Source organism: Cyanobium sp. Cruz-8D1, assembly GCF_024345975.1.
Classification (GTDB): domain Bacteria; phylum Cyanobacteriota; class Cyanobacteriia; order PCC-6307; family Cyanobiaceae; genus Cyanobium.
On record NZ_JAGQCD010000025.1, the window covers coordinates 35586 to 52811 of the forward strand.

Here is a 17226-nt window from a genome sequence, read left to right on the forward strand (position 1 = left end):
TGCCCCCAGCATGCCCAGTCCCGCCCCCCATCCCTGCCCCACCGCCCCCCTGCGCCTGGACGGCAACGGCACCAACAGGCTGCTCACCTGCCGGGTGCTGCAATCGCCCCTGGCGGGGGTGAGCGACGGCATCTTCCGCGGACTGGTGCGCCGCTGGGCCCCCGAGGCGCTCCTGTTCACCGAGATGGTGAACGCCACGGCCCTGGAGCTGGGCCACGGCGGCGCCAAGATGGCCGCCCTCGATCGGGACCCCGGCCCCGTCGGGGTGCAGCTGTTCGACCACCGGCCCGAGGCCATGGCGGAGGCCGCCCGCCGGGCCGAGGCCGCCGGAGCCTGGCTGATCGACATCAACATGGGCTGTCCGGTGCGCAAGATCGCCCGCAAGGGCGGCGGCAGCGGCCTGCTGCGCCAGCCCGACCTGGCCCTGCGGATCGTCGCGGCGGTGGTGGCGGCGGTGCGGCTGCCGGTGACGGTGAAGACACGGCTGGGCTGGTGCGGGGCCAGTGCCGATCCGGTGGGCTTCGCGCTGGCCCTGCAGAACGCCGGCGCCAGCGCCCTGACCCTGCACGGCCGCACCCGGGAGCAGGGCTTCTCCGGCCGGGCCGACTGGCGGGCGATCGGCCGGGTGAAGGCGGCCCTGCGGATCCCGCTGATCGCCAACGGCGACATCACCAGCCCGGAGGAGGCCCTGCGCTGCCTGGCCGTCACCGGCGCCGACGGGGTGATGGTGGGACGGGGCAGCCTGGGGCAGCCCTGGCTGGTGGGGCGCATCGCCGCGGCCCTCGCCGGCCGGCCCCTGCCCACCGAGCCGGACAGCCACGCCCGGATCGCCCTGGCCAGGGAGCACCTGGAGGCGCTGGTGGCCGCCCGCGGCGATCAGGGGCTGCTGATCGCCCGCAAGCACCTGGGCTGGACCTGCCAGGGCTTCGCCGGCGCGGCCCAGCTGCGCCGGGAGCTGATGGTGGCCCCCAGCCTGGAGAGCGCCCTCGAACTGCTGCACCGGGCGGAGCTGGACATCACGACCCCAGGGCCATGCCCAGCAGGTCCCGGCTGCCGCTGATGGCCTGCACGGCCAGCAGCAGGGCCGTCAGGAAAGCGGCGCTGACGTGCAGCCGCCGCATCCGGGGGGAGCGCAGGGTCTCGGGGGCGGCCGCCATGGCGAACAGCAGCAGGCCGCACAACAGCACCCCACTCCAGTAGTGGGAGCCCCACACCGAGCCGTCGAAGGGACTGCGGCCCAGGTGCCACAGGGCGGGCTGGCTTCCCAGGGTCAGCAGCCCCAGCCAGCAGATCAGGGCAAATCCGGCCCGCAGCCAGGCCCCCTTGGCCCGCCACAGGGCCACGCAGCTCACCAGACAGCCCACCCCGGCCAGCAGCAGCGCCGCACCCGAACTGCCGCTGCCGGCGGCGCCCCCCCTGGCGTAGGTGGCGGCCATGGCGATCAGCACGGCTACCACCACACCCGAGGTCACCCAGCGGCCGTGGTCGGTGTGCTCCACCCCCACTGTCGGCGGCAGGGGATGGATGTCGAGGCGGCGCTCCCGCGCCAGAATCCCCAGCCGGATGGTGGCTCCCACCACCGGATAGACGAACAGGATGATCAGCACCGGGTGAAGCAGGGCGAACCAGTCAGTGGCGCCCAACCCGGAGGCGGTCATCCCGGCAGTAGGCATCGGCAAGGGCGGAGCAAAGTGCGAACGGTCATGGAAGCACCGCCGGCCACCCCTGTCGGACCAGCAGCAGGGAGAAGTAGGGCGCCTCAGTGGCCGGCACCTGGGCCGCCGGGCACAGCTGCTGATCGGGCCAGCCCACCCGCTGGGCAAACAGCGCATCAGCCAACAGACCCCGCACAGCCAACAGGGGGCGCACCCAGGGCCAGCGGCCCCCCAGCTTGAGCAGGGCCAGCACCCACCCCCCGGCCGCCGCCTGGGCCAGCAACGCCTCCAGCTCAGCGGGCTGCTCCGGGGTGGGCCGGATCAGCAGCCCCTCCTGCTGCAGCGCCAGGGGCCAGGCCCCGGCCGCCGCCGCCGCCGCCACGGCGCTGATGCCCGGGATCAGGCGCACCGGCAGGGCGGGATGGCGATCCCGCAGGGCCAGCAACACATAGCTGCTGCTGGCGAACAGCGACACATCGCCCTCGCAGAGCAGCACCACCGCCCGCCCGCCCGCCACCTCGGCGGCCAGCCGGTCGGCGGCGCCATGCCAGGCCTGCCGGCGGGGCTCGGCCGCCGCCACCATCGGAAACACCAGAGGCAACCGGCGCTGCCCTGGGGCGAGCCAGGGTTCGGCCACACTGGCCGCCATGCCCACGGCCCCTTCGCGGGCCACCGGGTAGGCCACGGTGTGGGCGGATTCGATGGCACGCACCGCGGCGACGGTGAGCAGATCGGGATCACCGGGACCCACCCCCACCAGGGTGAGGCCGGCGCTGGGTGCACGGTCAGCGATGGCGGTGAGCGCGGCGTCGGGCCTTTCTAGGCTGCCGTTTCCATGAACGCCCTGGAGCGCTCCGATGACCCACCTGGTGATCCGCGCCGCCACAGGCGGCGGCCACGACGCTGCGCTGGTGCAAAGCAGCGACGCAGAGACGATTGCGCGCGAACTGGGGTCCAGGGGCGTGCGCTTCGAGCGCTGGGCCACACCGGTGGAGCTGGCGGCCGACGCCGACCAGGCGGCGATCCTGGCCGCCTATGCCGCTGAGATCGCCCGGGTCCAGGCCGAGGGGGGCTATCGGACGGTGGATGCCATCCGCCTCGGCCCCGATCACCCGGACCGGGTTGCCCTGCGGGCGAAATTCCTCTCCGAGCACACCCACGCCGAAGACGAGGTGCGCTTCTTCGTCGAGGGCCGTGGGTTGTTCTGCCTGCACCTCGCCGGCGACGTGGTGCAGGTGGTCTGCGAGCAGGGCGACTGGATCGGCGTGCCCGCCGGCACCCCCCACTGGTTCGACACCGGCGAGCGCCCCAGCTTCTGCGCCCTGCGCTTCTTCAACAACAGTGAGGGCTGGGTGGCCAACTTCACCGGCGATCCAATCGCGACCCGCTTCCCCCTGCTGGAGCAGGTGCTCGCCGCCGCGGCCTGATGAGGGCCCGGCTCAGCTGTGCATGCGTGGCTGGGGATGGAGGGTGGCGAGGATGGCCGCTTCGTGGTGGGCCAGCGCTGCGAGCCGATCGGTTACGTCATCTCGGGGCCAGCCCCGTTCGCACAGCACCCAGTACAGACCAAAATGGCGCGCCTCACTGGCCAGCAGGTCGCCGTAGAGGTCCCGCAGTTCCGGGTCGGGGCTGTGGGCAGCCAGCAGGGCCATGCGCTCATGGCTGCGGGCTTCGATCAGACCCGCGACCAGAAAGCTGTCGAGCCGGCGCTCCGGCTCCTTGCGCCGCACCAGGGCCGCCAGGGCGGCGCCGTAGGGCGGGGCGGCCAGGGCCCGCAGGGCGAGGCCCCGCCGCTCCAGCAGGGCCTGCACCCGCTCGAAGTGCTCCAGTTCCTCCCGGGCCAGGGGGCTGAGCACGGCCGCCAGCTCCCCATCGGAGGGATAGCGGAACATCAGCTGCAGGGCGGCACCAGCCGCCTTGCGCTCGCAGTGGGCATGGTCAATCAGCAGCAGTTCCGTGTGGGCCAGGGCCTGCTCCAGCCAGGCCGCGCTGCTGGGGGCGGCCAGCCACTTCACGCGGGCCACCGGTGCTCCAGCGGCCGTGGGCCAAGCGGTGCCACTCATGCCGCCGCCCGCAGATGGGCCACCAGGCCCTCCAGGCCGAGGCGATAGCTGGTGGGGCCGAAGCCGCAGATGACCCCCAGGGCCCGATCGGCCAGCAGCGAGCGATGGCGAAAGTTCTCGCGGGCGTGGGTGTTGCTCAGATGCACCTCCACGAAGGGCAGGGACACGGCCAGCAGGGCATCGCGAATCGCCACCGAGGTGTGGGTGTAGGCAGCGGCGTTGATCAGGATCCCGTCGCAGGCGCCGGCCTGCTGGATGCGGTCCACCAGGGCCCCCTCATGGTTGCTCTGGAAGCAGGCGAGCTCCACCCCCAGGACCGCGGCCTGCTGCTCCAGGGCGGCATCGATGGCCGCCAGGCTGCTGCTGCCGTAGAGGCCGGGCTCCCGCTGGCCGAGCAGGTTGAGGTTGGGGCCATGGAGCACGAGCAGGCGCATGGGGGGTGGAAGGTCGGCTGGTAAGTTCTGAAGGTGTGGTTCGGGTCGGTGCCCGAGTGGTTAATGGGGGCGGACTGTAAATCCGCTGGCTCTGCCTACGTTGGTTCAAATCCAACCCGGCCCACCTTTCCACATGCCCTTGTAGCTCAGTGGTAGAGCACTCCCTTGGTAAGGGAGAGGTCACGAGTTCAAATCTCGTCAAGGGCTTTTTCCTCCAGCCCCCTTCCCTTCGAAAGGGTCACCCACCTGGGCTGAACATTCCGTCGCGCTGGGCCGGCAGCAGGCCCAGAATGCAGGGCCCCAGCTTTCCGGACGGTCAGCTTGCCGCCCCTCCTGTCCCTCTCCGGCCTCGGCGTCCCCGCGCTCCTCTCTCCGACCCTGATCACCCAGTCGTCCCTGTTCGGGATCGGCATCGCCTTCAGCCCCCTGCACATTGCGGTGGTCACCCTGCTGCTGCTGGGCCGCTCGCCGCTGCAGCGGGCCATGGCCTACGTGGCCGGCTGGGCCGCCGCCAATGCCCTGGCCATCGTGCTGCTGATGGTGCTGGGCGAAGCGTTCTCCATCAGCCTCAGCCATGGGGAACGGGAGCAGGTGCTGATCGACCTGCTCGGGGCCGGAGCTCTGGTAGGCCTGGGGCTCTATCAGCTCACACCCCAGGCCAACATCGGCGAAGAAGGCATGGCCCTGCGGCTGATGAACCAGCTGCCCGACTTCAGCACCTTCACCCTGGTGCTGATCGGTGCCACCAGCGCCCTACTGACTCCGGAGAATCTGGTCTTCTATCTCAAAGAAGCCGGCCTGCTGCTGCTCAACGACCCCGGCCTCACCGCCGATGCCGAGGTGACGGGGCTGTTCACCTTGATGGCCAGCTCCCTGCTGCTCCTGCCTCCCCTGGCCTGGCTGGTGAGCGGCGGGGCGATCCGCGAACCGATCACGCGCCTCGAGGACTGGCTGCAGCACAAGGCCGAGTGGCTCGTGGGTGTGCTGGCCCTGGTGCTGGGGGCCTACCTGCTGGTTGAGGGGCTGCATGGGCTGAATCTGATGACCCTGGCCGGGTGAGCGGCGGTGGCCGTTAGCGTCACAGCCCCCCGTGCTCCGGTCATCCGTTGTTGTCCACCGTCCGCCGGACCTGCCTGGCGACCGGTCTCGGTCTGGCCCTGGTCTCCTGCGGAGCCCCGCTTCGGGCCAGCACGGTCTGCGTGCTCACCCCCAGGCTCGCGCTCAACGCCCAGGGGGAAGCGGTGGCGGCCGTGCCCATCCCGTCACCCACGATCCTCAGCACCGAACGCCTGGAGGAGGTCAGGATCGAAAGGGAGGGAGAGCTGCTGTGGCAGCGGCGTGCCTTGCCGGAGGAACCCATCGAGGGTCCGATCCCGTGGCCCCTGGCCCCGATGCGCCCGGGTCAGCGGCTGGTGCTGCTGCTGCGGCCCGAGGGCGTTCAGGCCGACGATTACGCCCTCATCGTGCTGGAGGGGGATCCTGCAAGCCGTATGGACCGGGCCCAGAAGGATCTGGACAGCCTGGGAAGCGATCCCGTCGCCTGGTGGGCCGCGATTCAGTTGGCGTTCGATCGCGACGACATCAGCCTGGGGCTGGCCCTGCTCTACGCCTTCGAAGGACCCGGTTCACCCAGGATCGATAACCTCAGGCGGGCGGTGTTCCAGGCCGGCTGCGGCAGCGTCTGAGCAGCCCCTCGCTTCTGCCCCTGCCGCTGGCGGCCATGCGGGAGCTGGCCAGGGGGGACGGTGCGGGGCGAGCCCCTGGGCTGCGCTCTGATCATCGGCGCCTGGAACGACCCCTTCGATCCCTGCCTCCATCCCCTGGTCCATGCCCAGGTGGCTCAGCGGTAGGGCACTCCCTTGGCAAGGGAGAGGTCACGAGCTCAAGCCTCGTCAAGGGCTAAAAAGTGGAACTGGCACTGCTCCTCAAGCAAAATGGCTTACCTGCTGCATCTGGTTGACCCTTCGCTGCCTGATCGTGGAGGACCAAGTCATGTTCCTGCAGCTGCTTTGCAAAATGCTGCAGGGCGTGGCGGGATTGGAGGTGGTGGGTACGGCCACGAATTGCCACGATGGATTTGAAGCCTGTCGCAAACTCCGCCCAGATGCCCTGATCCTCGATCTGGCCCTGCCCGACGGCGATGGCCTGGGGGTGGCCCGCTTCCTGCGGCTGCTCCAACCCGAGGCGAAGGCACTGGTGCTCTCAGCCCAGGCCAGCAGCTTTGTGTGCCCGGAAGACCTCGAAGCGATGCTGGTGGGAATGGTGGATAGAACCTCCACCTGCGAAACCCTGCGGGGTGTGATCGAGGCCGCTCTGCTGCATCAGAGGCAACATGGCGTAGAACCGAACGGGGAGGTGACCAGGCTCACCCCACGCCAGCGGCAGATTTTCAACCTGATTGGCCAGGGCCTCATCAACAAGGCCATCGCCGGCAGCACTGGACTTGCACTGGCCACGGTGGAAACCCACCGCAAGGCCATTGCCCGCAGCCTCCACTGCAGCGGCGCAGAACTGGTGCGCCGGGCAGCCCTGGATCTGGGCCCGGTGCCATGAGGGGCAGCGGACTGCGCAACCGAATCGTCTGGGCGACGAGTCTGCAGTTGCTGCTGGTGAGTGGGGCGGTGGGCAGCTTGGCCTATTTCAGCGGCCAACGCGGTGGCTTAGGCCTGGCCGAGGCCTACCGCCAGCAAGACGCCATCACCGACCTGTCTGAGCAGCTTTCTGGCCGCCTCGCGGCACCGCAGCTGATCAACAGCCTCAACGTGCTCGCCATCCAGCAGGGCCAGCTCTCCTTAAACGACTTCGACGCCATGGGGCAGCGCTTCTGGAGTCAGATGCAGCTCTTCCCCGTGGGCTACATCAACTACGGCAGCGTTCGAGGGGAATTCCTCGGGGTGGAAAGGCTCGACAGCGGCGCCTTTGTGATCAACGAAGACGCGTTCGCCAGCCCGCTCGGCAAGGGCACGATGGGCGTCTACGCCATGGGAGCGAAGGGACAACGGGGCGCCCTGCTGGAGTCAATTCCAGGCATGAGCGACACCCACGAGGAAGCCTGGTATGTCGAGACGGTGAGGGCCGGCCAGGCCACCTGGAGCTCGATCTACCAGTGGGAAGACAAGCCCGAGGTGCTGGCAATTGCCTTCAATCAACCCCTCTACGGCCCTGGGCGCCAACTGCTCGGCGTCATCGGCGTCGACTTCGTACTCAGCCAGCTCAATACCTGGCTTGCGGAAGTCTGGAAAGACAGAAACGGCTTCGCCCTGATCGTGGAAAGAAACGGCATGGTCGTGGCCAGCTCCCGGCCTGGCCTGACCAGCACAGGCACGGGCCCCAAAACCAAACGCGTAGCGACTGGCTGCTGGCGCCGCTGGAGCTGCTGCGCCGGCGCTGCCAGAGCGCCGCCGAGCAGGTGGGCCAGGGGGACGCCAATCTTGTGTTTGAAGCCGGACTGCCCAAGGGCAGCGCCAGAGAAATCGAGGCCGTTTCCCAGGCGTTCGGAGCCCTGGTGGAGCGGCTGACCCAGGCCCGGCGACAACTCGCTGAAGCCATCGAACGGGAGCGACTCAAGGACGCCCAGACCGTGCTGGTGCTGGAAGACAAGCTCAAAAGCAGCCTGCAGGCCGCAGCCGTTGCCCACGAAATCAACCTGCCCCTCAGCACCTTGCTACTGAACAGCAAATTGCTGCTGGACCAGCAAGACGCTCCCCTGCCCGCCAACCTGAACGAGCCTCTCCAGGCGATCGCCAGCAACGCCGTTGAGGTCGTAACAACGATTGAAAAGATGCGCACCCTGCTGCGCAACGTGCAGACCCACCACCGGCGACTCAACCTGGCCAACGTGGCCCGCAGCGCCCTGCTCTACGCAGGCCCGAGTCTCAAGGCCGCAGCCATCACAGTGCAGCGCGAGGGACTTGAGGAAAGCCTGGAGGTGCTGGGGGACGCGGCCCAGATCCAGATCGCCGTGGTTAATCTGCTGCGCAATGCCCTTGAAGCGCTGGAGACTGCCGCCCCTGCTGCAGCCGACCCCGCCACCATTGCGGTGCGGCTGCAAAGCGAAGGGGACACCGTGGTGCTCAGCGTCGCCGACAACGGCCCGGGGTTTCAGACGCCGCAAACGGCCCTGGCACCCCTGGAAACCAGCAAAGCCCATGGCAGTGGCCTGGGCTTGTATGTGGTGCAGACCACCATGGACAACCATCGGGGCTCCCTGGCCATCGGACGATCCAACCTGGGCGGCGCCGAAGGGCGACTGATTTTTCCCGCCGCTCCGGACCCGCCACCTACCCAATATGGGGTAGGTGGCGAACGGTGGTCAGGCACCGGTCCATAGGGTTTCGCCATTCGAGGTAGATCAGAGTGCGTGACATCCTGTTAGACGGATTGCCCATTCTGGATCTACTGGAAATCACTACCAACACTTCGCTCGTTGCGTCCCTGACCAACTGCAACCAAAGCTCCGTCTCACGCCTTCACCGCTGCATGAACGATAAGCTCGGGCTGGATTTCCGCAAAAACAGAGGCCAATACCGGGCCCATGCCAACCACGCCGTTTGGGGCTCACTGCGGCAAGCCGCCCAGGTGCTGCGCTTTCGCCGATGTCAGCTGCAGTGGCAGGACAACTGCTGGAATGACCCGGCTTTCCAAGCGATGGGCAGTTGCTCACCCCTGCCCCACTCCTGCCACGAGAAAGATCGCACCCTGGCGCTGGTGCGCGAGCGGGTGCTGGATCTGGCCGTGATCCACGGCCTCGATGCCCTGCCCCCGGGCTGGGAAGACAGCGGCCAACCCTTTCCCTTCGGCGATCTTGTAGCCATTGGTCTGGTGCGTCATTCCATCCAGATCAGCGGCCAACCAGTCCAAGCCAGCTGCAGCAGCACCAATCTCGATGCGGTGGTGCTGCTCCAGGAGAATCTTGAGGAGCCAGCAGTGCAAGCCTTGATCGCCCAAATCCGCGAGGCCTACCAGCTGGCTTCTCAGCAACTGCCGGATCTGGCCTGGCTTTAAACAGCCGAAGCAACAAGCAATTTGCCAGCTTGGGCAGAACTCGCCCCATGCGCCGTGGCCTCCGCCCCAACCACCACTCCGCTTCTGATCCCGCCGGTTGCGGCGATGCGAGCTCCCGTGAGCGCGGGCCAAACCCGGCCCCTGGCCTGGCGGATTGAGCAGCTCCAGCGCCTCGATCGCCTGCTGGAGACGGCGGCCCCAAGGATGGTGGAGGCTCTTGCCAGCGATCTGGGCCGGCCCGAGGTGGAGGCCAGTTTCGAGCTGGCGGCCCTGCGCCAGGAGCTGCGCCACACCCGGCGCCATCTGGCCGGCTGGATGCGTCCCCGCCGCCGCTCGCTGCCGCTGTGGGCCTGGCCTGGCCAGGGGGCGGTGCGGGCCGAGCCCCTGGGCTGCGTTCTGATCATCGGCGCCTGGAACTACCCCTTCGATCTCTGCCTCCATCCCCTGGTGCATGCCCTGGCCGCCGGCAACACCGCCGTGCTCAAACCCTCCGAGCAGAGCCCGGCGGCGGCGGCCCTGCTGGCCGAGCTGCTGGCCAGCCACTTTCCCCCCGAGGTGGTCCAGGTGATCTGCGGCGATGGGGCCGTGGCCAGTCGGTTGCTGGAGCAGGAACGCTTCGACCACATCCTTTACACCGGTGGGGAGCGGGTGGGGCGGCTGGTGATGGCCGCCGCCGCCCGCCATCTCACCCCCGTCACCCTGGAGCTGGGGGGCCAGAACCCGGCGATCGTGCTGGACGGCGCGGATCCGGCCATCACGGCCCGACGGCTGCTGTGGGGGCGCAGCCTCAACGCCGGCCAGACCTGCCTCGCCCCCAACCATGTGCTGGTGCTGCCAGGGGTGCGGGACGCCCTGATGGCAGCCTTCCATGGGCAAAGGCACGCGCTCTATGGCCAGGATCCCCTCGCCAGCCCTGACCTGGGTCAGATCGTGGGCGCCGGGCGCTTCGAGCGCCTCGAAGGGCTTCTGGCCCAGGCCCGGGACAGGGGCCAGGTGCTTCTGGGCGGTCGCTCCGATGCAGCCAATCGCAAGATCGAACCCACCCTGGTGGCGGTCGACGAGCCCCACAGCGACCCGCTGATGCAGGAGGAGCTCTTCGCCCCGATCCTGCCGTTGCTGTCGGTGGGCAGCCTGGAGGAGGCCCTGACCTTGGTGCGCCGAAACCCCAAGCCCCTGGCCCTCTACCTGTTCGGCGGCGGCGCAGCGGAGCGGGAGCGGGTGCTGGCGGGCACCAGTTCCGGCAGCGTCGTGGTCAACGACGTGGTGGTCCAGGGGGGGGTGGCCAGCCTGCCCTTCGGCGGCATCGGCCCCAGCGGCATGGGGACCTACCACGGGGAAGCCGGCTTCCTGACTTTCTCCCACCAGCGCAGCGTGCTCAGCCGGCCGCTGTGGCCCGATCCCCCGGTCCGCTACCCGCCCTACGCCGGCAAGCTCGGCCTGATCCGGCGCCTGATGGGCTGAGGTCCAGCACCCGCGAATCGCCAGGGGGGGGGCTGGGCGGGCCGGGAGATGGACCTTAACGTGCGCGCAGCTCTCCCTAGTGCCCATGCGCCGCCCCCTCTTCGTCTTGGCTCTAGCCATGGTGTTGCCGCTGCCGGCTCTGGCCGCCCAGGTCACCGTCAAGCCCGGTGAGACCCTCTCCGACATCGCGGCCCGCCACAGGGTGAGCGTGTCCACGCTGATGAAGGTGAATGGGATCAGCGATCCCGATCTGGTCGAAGCAGGCCGGACCCTGACCCTGCCGGGCGGCGCCGTTCGCCCCCGGACGGCCGGTGGCAACCTCACGGTGGCCCCGGGGGAGACGCTCTCCGAAATCGCCGACCGCCACGGCATCACCGTCAGCCGCCTGATGCAGCTCAACGGTCTCAGCAAGGCCGACCACATCGAAGCGGGCCAGAATCTGGTGGTGCCGTCCTCCTCCCGCGGCGCCAGCCCAGCCTCCGGCTTCAACCGCAAGGCCTCCGAGCATGTGGTCCGCAGCGGCGAAAGCCTGTCGCAGATCGCTGACGGCTACGGCGTCCCCATGCAGCAGTTGATCGCGATCAACCGCATCAGCAATCCCAACTTCGTCGAGTCCGGCACCCGCCTGCGGCTCAGACCGGCTGCCGCCCCAAGCGTGAAGCCGGCCGCCAGACCCGCTGCTGCCGCTAAGCCCACTCCTGCCACCAAGCCAGCAGCCAAACCAGCACCGGCGGCGGCCAAGCCGGCGGCCCGACCCACTCCCACCAGCCAGCCGGCCCCCACCGTCGCCCGTGCCACCCCCGCACCGGCCGCGAAACCCCAGCCTGCCGTGGTGGCGGCAGCCCCCCGGCCGGCCACCACGGCCAGCCCCGGCAAGCCCGACTGGCGCAACTACGGCCCCCTGCAGGTGGACTGGGCCAACTGGCAGCCCATGGGCGGCAGCATGGTGGCGCCCACCCTCAATTCCCAGGGGGAGTCGCTTTACCTGGCCGTCAACTGCAGTGCCCGCAAGCTCAATGCCACCAGCCAGGCGGGCCAGTGGAAGAGCTGGGATGATCCCCAGGCCGATTTCGAGCAGCAACTGGTCGCCGACCTCTGCAAGTCGCGGGGCAGCTGAAGGGGGGCCTGAAGTCTCCCCTCAGGCCGACCAACGCAGGGGCCAGGGGTCCTTCAGGTAGCTACGGCCCACCGGCCGCAGGTAGAGGCGCTGGGCACCATCGTCGCTTTCGCTGATCAGCTCCTCCTGCACCAGCCGGCGGGCCAGCCAGGCCCAGCAGGGTTCCTCACTGGCGTGGCCACCGGCCAGGTCCTCGGCCAGGCTGCGCAGGTCGCGGCCGCTGCGCTCCTCCACAGCCGAGAGCAGCACGGCGGCCTGGTGGGTCCAGTCGTTGGCCGATGGCGCCGAAAGGCAGTTATCGCAACGCCCACAGGGGGGAGAGAGCTCGCCCACCGCCAGCAGCAGGGCCTGTTCCCGGCACCCCTCGCCTTCGGCCACCGCCTCGATGCGCCGCAGTTGCTGCTGGGCCAGCTCGAGCCTGTGGCGCTCCAGCAGCCGCTGATCCGGCGGCAGCTGCTGGCCGGCGGAGCGCATCGCCCAGCCGAGGCTGGTGCGGTCGGCGGGATCGAAGAGCACCAGGCAACGGGCGGGCTGGCCATCGCGGCCAGCCCGCCCCGACTCCTGCAGATAGCCCTCGGCACTGGCCGGCAGGTCGAGGTGCAGCACCAGCCCCACATCCGGCCGGTCCACTCCCATGCCGAAGGCGACGGTGGCCACCAGCACCGGTGAGGGATGCTCCTGGAAATGGCGCAGGGCCAGCTGGCGGCTCTCGGGGTCCATGCCGGCGTGATAAGCGATCGCTTCCACCCCGGCCGCCGTCAGGCGCGCGGCCCAGTGCTCCACCGAGCGACGCGTGCGGGCATAGATGAGCACCGCCCCACTGGCCTGGTCGATCGCCGCCACCACCTCGGCCAGGGGGTCCGCCGGCCGCCGCCGCATGGTGTACGTGAGGTTGGAGCGACGGGCCGAGCGCACCTGCACCAGGGGCCGCCGCAGCTGCAGCAGGCGGATGATGTCGGCCCGCACCTGGGGCGCGGCGGTGGCGCTCAGGGCCACCAGCGGCACGCCCGGGCACAGCGCCCTCAGCTGCCCAAGCCGCCGGTAGTCGGGGCGGAAATCATGGCCCCAGGCGCTGATGCAATGGGCCTCGTCCACCGCCAGGGCCACCAGCCGGCCGGATTCGAGGGCCTCCTCAAGCAACTGGCGGGTGGCCTCCGCCTGGACCCTCTCGGGCGCCAGATAAAGCAGCCGCAGACGGTTGGCCGCCAGGCGCTGCTGCAGCTGGCGCCGCTCGCCCAGCTCCAGCCCCCGATGCAGGCAGGCCGCCGGAATGCCCCGGGCTTGGAGCTGACTCACCTGGTCCTGCATCAGGGCCACCAGGGGAGAAATCACCACCACCAGGCCATCCCGCACCAGGGCGGGGAGCTGGAAGCAGAGCGACTTGCCCGCTCCGGTGGGCAACACCGCCAGACAGTCGCGGCCAGAGAGCAACGCCTCCACCACCGGCCGCTGCCCAGGCCGGAAGCTCTCCCAGCCGAAATGGCGCCGCAGGCTCTCGCCGAGGGGATCAGACCCCAAGCTGACTCCAGCGCTGATACTGCCTGACCCTAGCTCCCACCAGATGTGGTGGCTGCCAGCTCAGGGCCGCAGGCGTCAGGGCAGTGGTGGCGGGTCCAGCTGGTCGGGGGATTCCTCCACCAGCTGAAGACGGACGCGCTTGCCACCGGCCAGTTCCCCCAGGGAGACCCGGATGGTGGTGCCGCTGAGGCTCTGCAACACCGTGAGCAGCTCCCGCAGGTGGGGGGTGCTGCTGCCGCTCTCCACCCAGAGACGCTCCTGCAGGCCCCCCAGCCGGCGCCAGCTGGTGTGCAGCTTGAGCACGGCGCTCTCCAGGGCCTGGGCCTGGCCCACAGCATCGGCCAGGAGGCCCAGGGCATCGAGGCGCTGGGCCTCCTGCAGGGCCTTCTCCAGGTCGAGATTGCCCTGCTGGAACGCCCGCACCGCCAGCCCCGCCTCGGCCGCCTTGCTCAGCCAGCGGGCGGTGAGGGTCACATCCTTAACCCGCTCCAGCTCGGGTTCTTCCCGCAGGACACGGCGCAGATCGTTCTGCTGCTCCTCGGGCAGCTTGGCCAGTTCCCGCACCAGCGGCGCCACGGCCCGGGGGGGCAGGAGGTTATCGGCGGTGCGCTGGCGGATCTCCTCCGGCAGCAGGGGGCTGGTGGCGGCGGTGAACTCATCGGTGAGGCGGCGCACCTGCTTGCGGGTGATCTGCTGGCCCTCGTTGGCCGCCTCGCTGATCATCTGCTGGACCTCGTGATCGGCCTGGGCCGTCTCCAGGAAGGCCCGCTTGGAGAAATTGTTGACGCTGCCCTCCTCCAGCAGGCCTTCGCCCACCAGACCATCGGCCGACTCGGCCAGCTGGATCAGGGTGTAGGCGCGGGTCTTGCTGATCTCCCGCTCCCGCAGCCACTGCAGGAAGCCAGTGCCACGCCCCTCGCCGCCGCGCCGTTCCCGGTCACGCACCGAACACAGGATGCGGCCGCGCCAGATTTCGGTTTGCAGATCGAAGCGGTCGCAGACGGCCCAGGCCTCTTCAAGCCGGGCCAGAAACTCCATCGTGCTGAGGCTGTCGCTCTCCGGATCGGGCAGATCCAGGCTCAACTGGGGGGCCTCGGGTAAGGCCATGGACGGAACCATCGGCGGGGCCGGCGGTGGGTTGGGGGATGCTGCCACGGGGCCGGCTACGAACCGTGACATCGCCTGGGCGTCGGCTCCGGTTCACCGGTAGTGTCGCTGCGCAGACCACCCGATCTTCCAGCCCAGCGATGGCCATCTCCCGCGGCGACAAAGTACGGATCAAGCGTCCGGAGTCCTACTGGTTCAACGAAGTCGGAACCGTGGCGTCGGTTGACACCTCCGGCATCCGCTATCCCGTGGTCGTTCGCTTCGAGAAGGTGAACTACAACGGCTACAGCGGCTCCGACGGCGGCATCAACACCAACAACTTCGCCGAGAGCGAACTCGTCAAGGCCTGAGTCCTCGCCAGCCCTACGATCCGGGCATGCCCGAGCTTCCGGAGGTTGAAACCGTTCGACGGGGCCTTGAGCAACAGACACGCGGTTTTCTGATCGACGGCGTCGAAGTGCTCAGGGCCCGTGCCATCGCCAGCCCCGAAGACCCTGCCGCCTTCTGCAGGGCCCTTCGGGGCCTTCGTGTGGGCCAATGGCACCGCCGCGGCAAATACCTCCTGGCCGATCTCGAAACTCCAGGCGGGGGCGCAGCCGGTCGCTGGGGTGTGCACCTGCGCATGACCGGCCAGTTCCTCTGGCTCGCCGAGGAGCGCCCCCCCTGCCCCCACACCCGGGTGCGCGTCTGGAACGGGGCCGGCGAGGAGTTGCGCTTCGTCGACACCCGCAGCTTCGGCCAGATGTGGTGGATCCCGCCCGGGGTCGCCGACGGGGCCGTGATGACCGGACTGCAGCGTCTGGGCCCTGAACCCTTCGGGGAGGACTTCACGGGCGCCTACCTGCGGGAGCGCCTGAAGGGCTCGCGGCGACCGATCAAGAACGCCCTTCTCGACCAATCGCTGGTGGCGGGGGTGGGCAACATCTATGCCGATGAATCCCTGTTCACGGCGGGGATCCGGCCCCAGACCCCCAGCGGCCGTCTCGGGCGCAACGACCTGGAACGGCTGCGCTCGTCCCTCGTGGATGTCCTGGAAGCCAGCATCGGCGCCGGGGGCACCACCTTCAGCGATTTCCGTGACCTGCAGGGCACCAACGGCAATTACGGCGGCCAGGCCTGGGTCTACCGACGCAGCGGGTCACCCTGCCGCCGTTGCGGCACGGAGATCCTGCGCGAGAAGCTGGGGGGGCGCAGCAGCCACTGGTGTCCCCGCTGCCAGAACTGAAGACCGGCGTCCAGGCCCCACCGATCCCCTTGTTTTCCAACCCGCGTGACCAGCGCCCTTGCCGACCAGCTCAGCAGCACCATGGCGGACCTCCATGCCCGCGGGTGGTGTGATGGCACCGGAGGCAACTTCAGTTGCGTCCTAGCCCGTGCCCCCCTGACCCTGCTGATGGCCCCCAGCGGTGTCGACAAGGGGTCCGTTCTGCCGGAAGAACTGATCACGGTGGACGCTGGCGGGACTGTGGTGGCGGGCGCAGGCCGGGCCAGCGCCGAAACGCTGTTGCATCTGGAGATCGTAGCCCGCACCGGGGCCGGCGCCGTGCTGCACACCCACTCCCAGTCCGCCACCTTGCTCTCCGACTGGTGCCTGGGGGACCAGGAGCCGTCGGGATCCTTGCTGTTGCAGGACCTGGAAATGCTCAAAGGGCTGGAGGGTATCGGCAGTCACCGCAGCCGGGTGAAGCTGCCGGTGCTGGCCAATGACCAGGACCTGGCCCGGCTCAGCGCCACCGCCGGCCCCCTGCTCGCAGGCGCTCCCCAGGGACTGCTGATCGGCGGGCATGGCCTCTACGCCTGGGGAAGCGATCTGGCCCAGGCGCGTCGGCATCTGGAGATCCTCGAATGGCTGCTGGAGCAACGATGGCGGCGCCTGCTCCTGGAGAGCCTGGGACAGATGAAGCCCCAGAGGCAAGAGATCAGGGCTGTCCTGCTCGACATCGAAGGCACCACCTGTCCGGTGCCCTTCGTGAGCCAGGTGCTCTTCCCCTATGCCCGGGAGCGCCTGGATGGCTTTCTGCGCAGCGAAGCTCACAAGCTTGCGCTTGCTCCGCTGCTCCAAGCCATTGATGGGGCCATGGCCGCAGACGAAGCAGGCGATCCAGTGTCATCGCGAAGGGCGCCAACCCATGGGGAGCGGGTGCGTTTCCTTCAGTCGCTGATCGATCACGACCGCAAACTTCCCGCCTTGAAGGAACTGCAGGGGCTGATCTGGGACCAGGGGTATGCCAGCGGCACCCTGCGGTGTCCGTTGTTTGACGATGTGGCCCGATCCCTGCGCGCCTGGCGATCCCACGGGCTGCAGCTGGCTGTCTATTCCTCCGGATCGGTGAAAGCGCAGAAACTGCTCTATGGGCACAGCACCGACGGTGATCTCAGAGGCTTGTTCAGTCATTGGTTTGACACTGCCACGGGCCCCAAAGGCGAAGCCGCCAGCTACGGCACCATTGCCAAGGAGCTGGGAATGGCACCAGCGTCGATTCTTTTTGTGAGCGATTCCCGGAGCGAACTGGAAGCCGCCCAGGCCGCCGGCATGGCCACCCGCTTCAGTGTGCGCCAGGAGAATCCCAGCAAGGATCCCGGTCCGTTTGAGGCGATCACAAGCCTGGATCAGATTGTGCTCTGAATCTTATGTCTTGCAGCCAGCCAACAGAAAAGCCACCCTCTCGGGTGGCTTTTCCTACAGCTCAGAAAAGAACTGCTGGCTCACACATGGCCTGACGGCAACTGTGGAGCGGAGTTTTTACCTGGCATCGAGCTATTTTCGCAGGGGGCTTCCCCCCAACTATCGTCGCCGCTGCTGCGTTTCACAACCGAGTTCGAGATGGATCGGTGTGGTTCCACAGCGCCATGGACACCAGGATAGG

The 17226-nt window shown here is 68.9% G+C and carries 19 protein-coding genes, 3 tRNA genes and 1 rRNA gene; 16 read left to right on the forward strand and 7 right to left on the reverse strand.

What is annotated here, in order from left to right:
* Positions 1 to 10: 10 nt before the first annotated feature.
* Positions 11 to 1060, forward strand: a complete 1050-nt coding sequence (gene dusB, locus KBZ33_RS14610; RefSeq protein WP_254954291.1) for a tRNA dihydrouridine synthase DusB — start codon at positions 11 to 13, stop codon at positions 1058 to 1060.
* On the opposite strand, the gene KBZ33_RS14615 is transcribed toward dusB, so the two are convergent.
* Together KBZ33_RS14615 and cobI are read right to left on the reverse strand one after the other, a co-directional pair.
* Positions 1017 to 1658 (reverse strand): DUF4079 domain-containing protein, encoded by a 642-nt coding sequence (locus tag KBZ33_RS14615; RefSeq protein WP_255011822.1) that lies wholly within the window; start codon positions 1656 to 1658, stop codon positions 1017 to 1019. The two genes, dusB and KBZ33_RS14615, sit on opposite strands and share 44 nt — an antisense overlap.
* Before the next feature lie 43 nt (positions 1659 to 1701).
* On the reverse strand, positions 1702 to 2412 hold the full coding sequence (gene cobI / locus KBZ33_RS14620; RefSeq protein WP_254954292.1) for a precorrin-2 C(20)-methyltransferase: 711 nt from the start codon (positions 2410 to 2412) through the stop codon (positions 1702 to 1704).
* Between the two features lie 100 nt (positions 2413 to 2512).
* Between cobI and KBZ33_RS14625 the strand changes: the two genes are divergently transcribed.
* Positions 2513 to 3082: an acireductone dioxygenase gene (locus KBZ33_RS14625; RefSeq protein ID WP_254954293.1), complete on the forward strand. Its 570-nt coding sequence runs from the start codon at positions 2513 to 2515 to the stop codon at positions 3080 to 3082.
* A 12-nt stretch (positions 3083 to 3094) separates the two neighbouring features.
* On the opposite strand, the gene KBZ33_RS14630 is transcribed toward KBZ33_RS14625, so the two are convergent.
* Positions 3095 to 3718: a tRNA-(ms[2]io[6]A)-hydroxylase gene (locus KBZ33_RS14630; protein WP_254954294.1), complete on the reverse strand. Its 624-nt coding sequence runs from the start codon at positions 3716 to 3718 to the stop codon at positions 3095 to 3097.
* Positions 3715 to 4152: a type II 3-dehydroquinate dehydratase gene (gene aroQ / locus KBZ33_RS14635; RefSeq protein ID WP_254954295.1), complete on the reverse strand. Its 438-nt coding sequence runs from the start codon at positions 4150 to 4152 to the stop codon at positions 3715 to 3717. Before aroQ ends, KBZ33_RS14630 begins: the two co-directional genes overlap by 4 nt.
* A gap of 42 nt (positions 4153 to 4194) precedes the next feature.
* Between aroQ and KBZ33_RS14640 the strand changes: the two genes are divergently transcribed.
* From KBZ33_RS14640 to KBZ33_RS14690, 11 genes are all read left to right on the forward strand, one after another.
* Positions 4195 to 4276: transfer RNA gene (locus KBZ33_RS14640), tRNA-Tyr, on the forward strand.
* Positions 4277 to 4287: 11 nt separating this feature from the next.
* Positions 4288 to 4359 (forward strand) — tRNA-Thr (locus KBZ33_RS14645).
* 114 nt (positions 4360 to 4473) lie between these two features.
* Positions 4474 to 5211 (forward strand): GAP family protein, encoded by a 738-nt coding sequence (locus tag KBZ33_RS14650; RefSeq protein WP_254954296.1) that lies wholly within the window; start codon positions 4474 to 4476, stop codon positions 5209 to 5211.
* A 50-nt stretch (positions 5212 to 5261) separates the two neighbouring features.
* Positions 5262 to 5837 carry a hypothetical protein gene (locus KBZ33_RS14655; RefSeq protein WP_254954297.1) on the forward strand — a complete coding sequence of 192 codons (576 nt, stop codon included), beginning with the start codon at positions 5262 to 5264 and terminating at the stop codon, positions 5835 to 5837.
* Between the two features lie 144 nt (positions 5838 to 5981).
* Positions 5982 to 6053: transfer RNA gene (locus tag KBZ33_RS14660), tRNA-Ala, on the forward strand.
* 55 nt (positions 6054 to 6108) lie between these two features.
* Complete coding sequence (locus KBZ33_RS14665) at positions 6109 to 6705, forward strand: response regulator transcription factor (protein ID WP_254954298.1); 597 nt, start codon at positions 6109 to 6111, stop codon at positions 6703 to 6705.
* Positions 6702 to 7670 carry a cache domain-containing protein gene (locus tag KBZ33_RS14670; RefSeq protein ID WP_254954299.1) on the forward strand — a complete coding sequence of 323 codons (969 nt, stop codon included), beginning with the start codon at positions 6702 to 6704 and terminating at the stop codon, positions 7668 to 7670. The genes KBZ33_RS14665 and KBZ33_RS14670 overlap by 4 nt, the downstream gene beginning before the upstream one ends.
* The gene (locus KBZ33_RS14675) at positions 7658 to 8482 is read left to right on the forward strand and encodes an ATP-binding protein (RefSeq protein WP_254954300.1); all 825 of its coding nucleotides are present in this window, start codon (positions 7658 to 7660) and stop codon (positions 8480 to 8482) included. Before KBZ33_RS14670 ends, KBZ33_RS14675 begins: the two co-directional genes overlap by 13 nt.
* A gap of 149 nt (positions 8483 to 8631) precedes the next feature.
* A complete protein-coding gene (locus KBZ33_RS14680; protein ID WP_254954301.1) occupies positions 8632 to 9156 on the forward strand; it encodes a hypothetical protein in 525 nt (174 codons plus the stop codon).
* 105 nt (positions 9157 to 9261) lie between these two features.
* Complete coding sequence (locus tag KBZ33_RS14685; RefSeq protein WP_254954307.1) at positions 9262 to 10617, forward strand: aldehyde dehydrogenase family protein; 1356 nt, start codon at positions 9262 to 9264, stop codon at positions 10615 to 10617.
* A gap of 85 nt (positions 10618 to 10702) precedes the next feature.
* The gene (locus tag KBZ33_RS14690; RefSeq protein ID WP_254954302.1) at positions 10703 to 11734 is read left to right on the forward strand and encodes a LysM peptidoglycan-binding domain-containing protein; all 1032 of its coding nucleotides are present in this window, start codon (positions 10703 to 10705) and stop codon (positions 11732 to 11734) included.
* A gap of 21 nt (positions 11735 to 11755) precedes the next feature.
* Here the strand turns inward: KBZ33_RS14690 and KBZ33_RS14695 are convergent, their stop codons facing one another.
* Positions 11756 to 13252, reverse strand: a complete 1497-nt coding sequence (locus KBZ33_RS14695) for an ATP-dependent DNA helicase RecQ (RefSeq protein WP_254954303.1) — start codon at positions 13250 to 13252, stop codon at positions 11756 to 11758.
* A gap of 75 nt (positions 13253 to 13327) precedes the next feature.
* On the reverse strand, positions 13328 to 14359 hold the full coding sequence (locus tag KBZ33_RS14700; protein WP_255011823.1) for a hypothetical protein: 1032 nt from the start codon (positions 14357 to 14359) through the stop codon (positions 13328 to 13330).
* 140 nt (positions 14360 to 14499) lie between these two features.
* On the opposite strand from KBZ33_RS14700, the gene KBZ33_RS14705 reads away from it, so the two are divergent.
* The 3 genes from KBZ33_RS14705 to mtnC are packed head-to-tail and all read left to right on the forward strand — an operon-like array spanning position 14500 to position 16985.
* Positions 14500 to 14709 carry a photosystem I reaction center subunit IV gene (locus KBZ33_RS14705; protein WP_254954304.1) on the forward strand — a complete coding sequence of 70 codons (210 nt, stop codon included), beginning with the start codon at positions 14500 to 14502 and terminating at the stop codon, positions 14707 to 14709.
* 26 nt (positions 14710 to 14735) lie between these two features.
* Positions 14736 to 15584, forward strand: a complete 849-nt coding sequence (locus KBZ33_RS14710; RefSeq protein ID WP_254954305.1) for a DNA-formamidopyrimidine glycosylase — start codon at positions 14736 to 14738, stop codon at positions 15582 to 15584.
* 45 nt (positions 15585 to 15629) lie between these two features.
* Complete coding sequence (gene mtnC, locus KBZ33_RS21630) at positions 15630 to 16985, forward strand: acireductone synthase (protein WP_315859209.1); 1356 nt, start codon at positions 15630 to 15632, stop codon at positions 16983 to 16985.
* Positions 16986 to 17104: 119 nt separating this feature from the next.
* Here mtnC and rrf read toward each other — a convergent pair.
* A 5S ribosomal RNA gene (gene rrf, locus KBZ33_RS14725) occupies positions 17105 to 17221 on the reverse strand.
* Between the last annotated feature and the right edge of the window lie 5 nt (positions 17222 to 17226).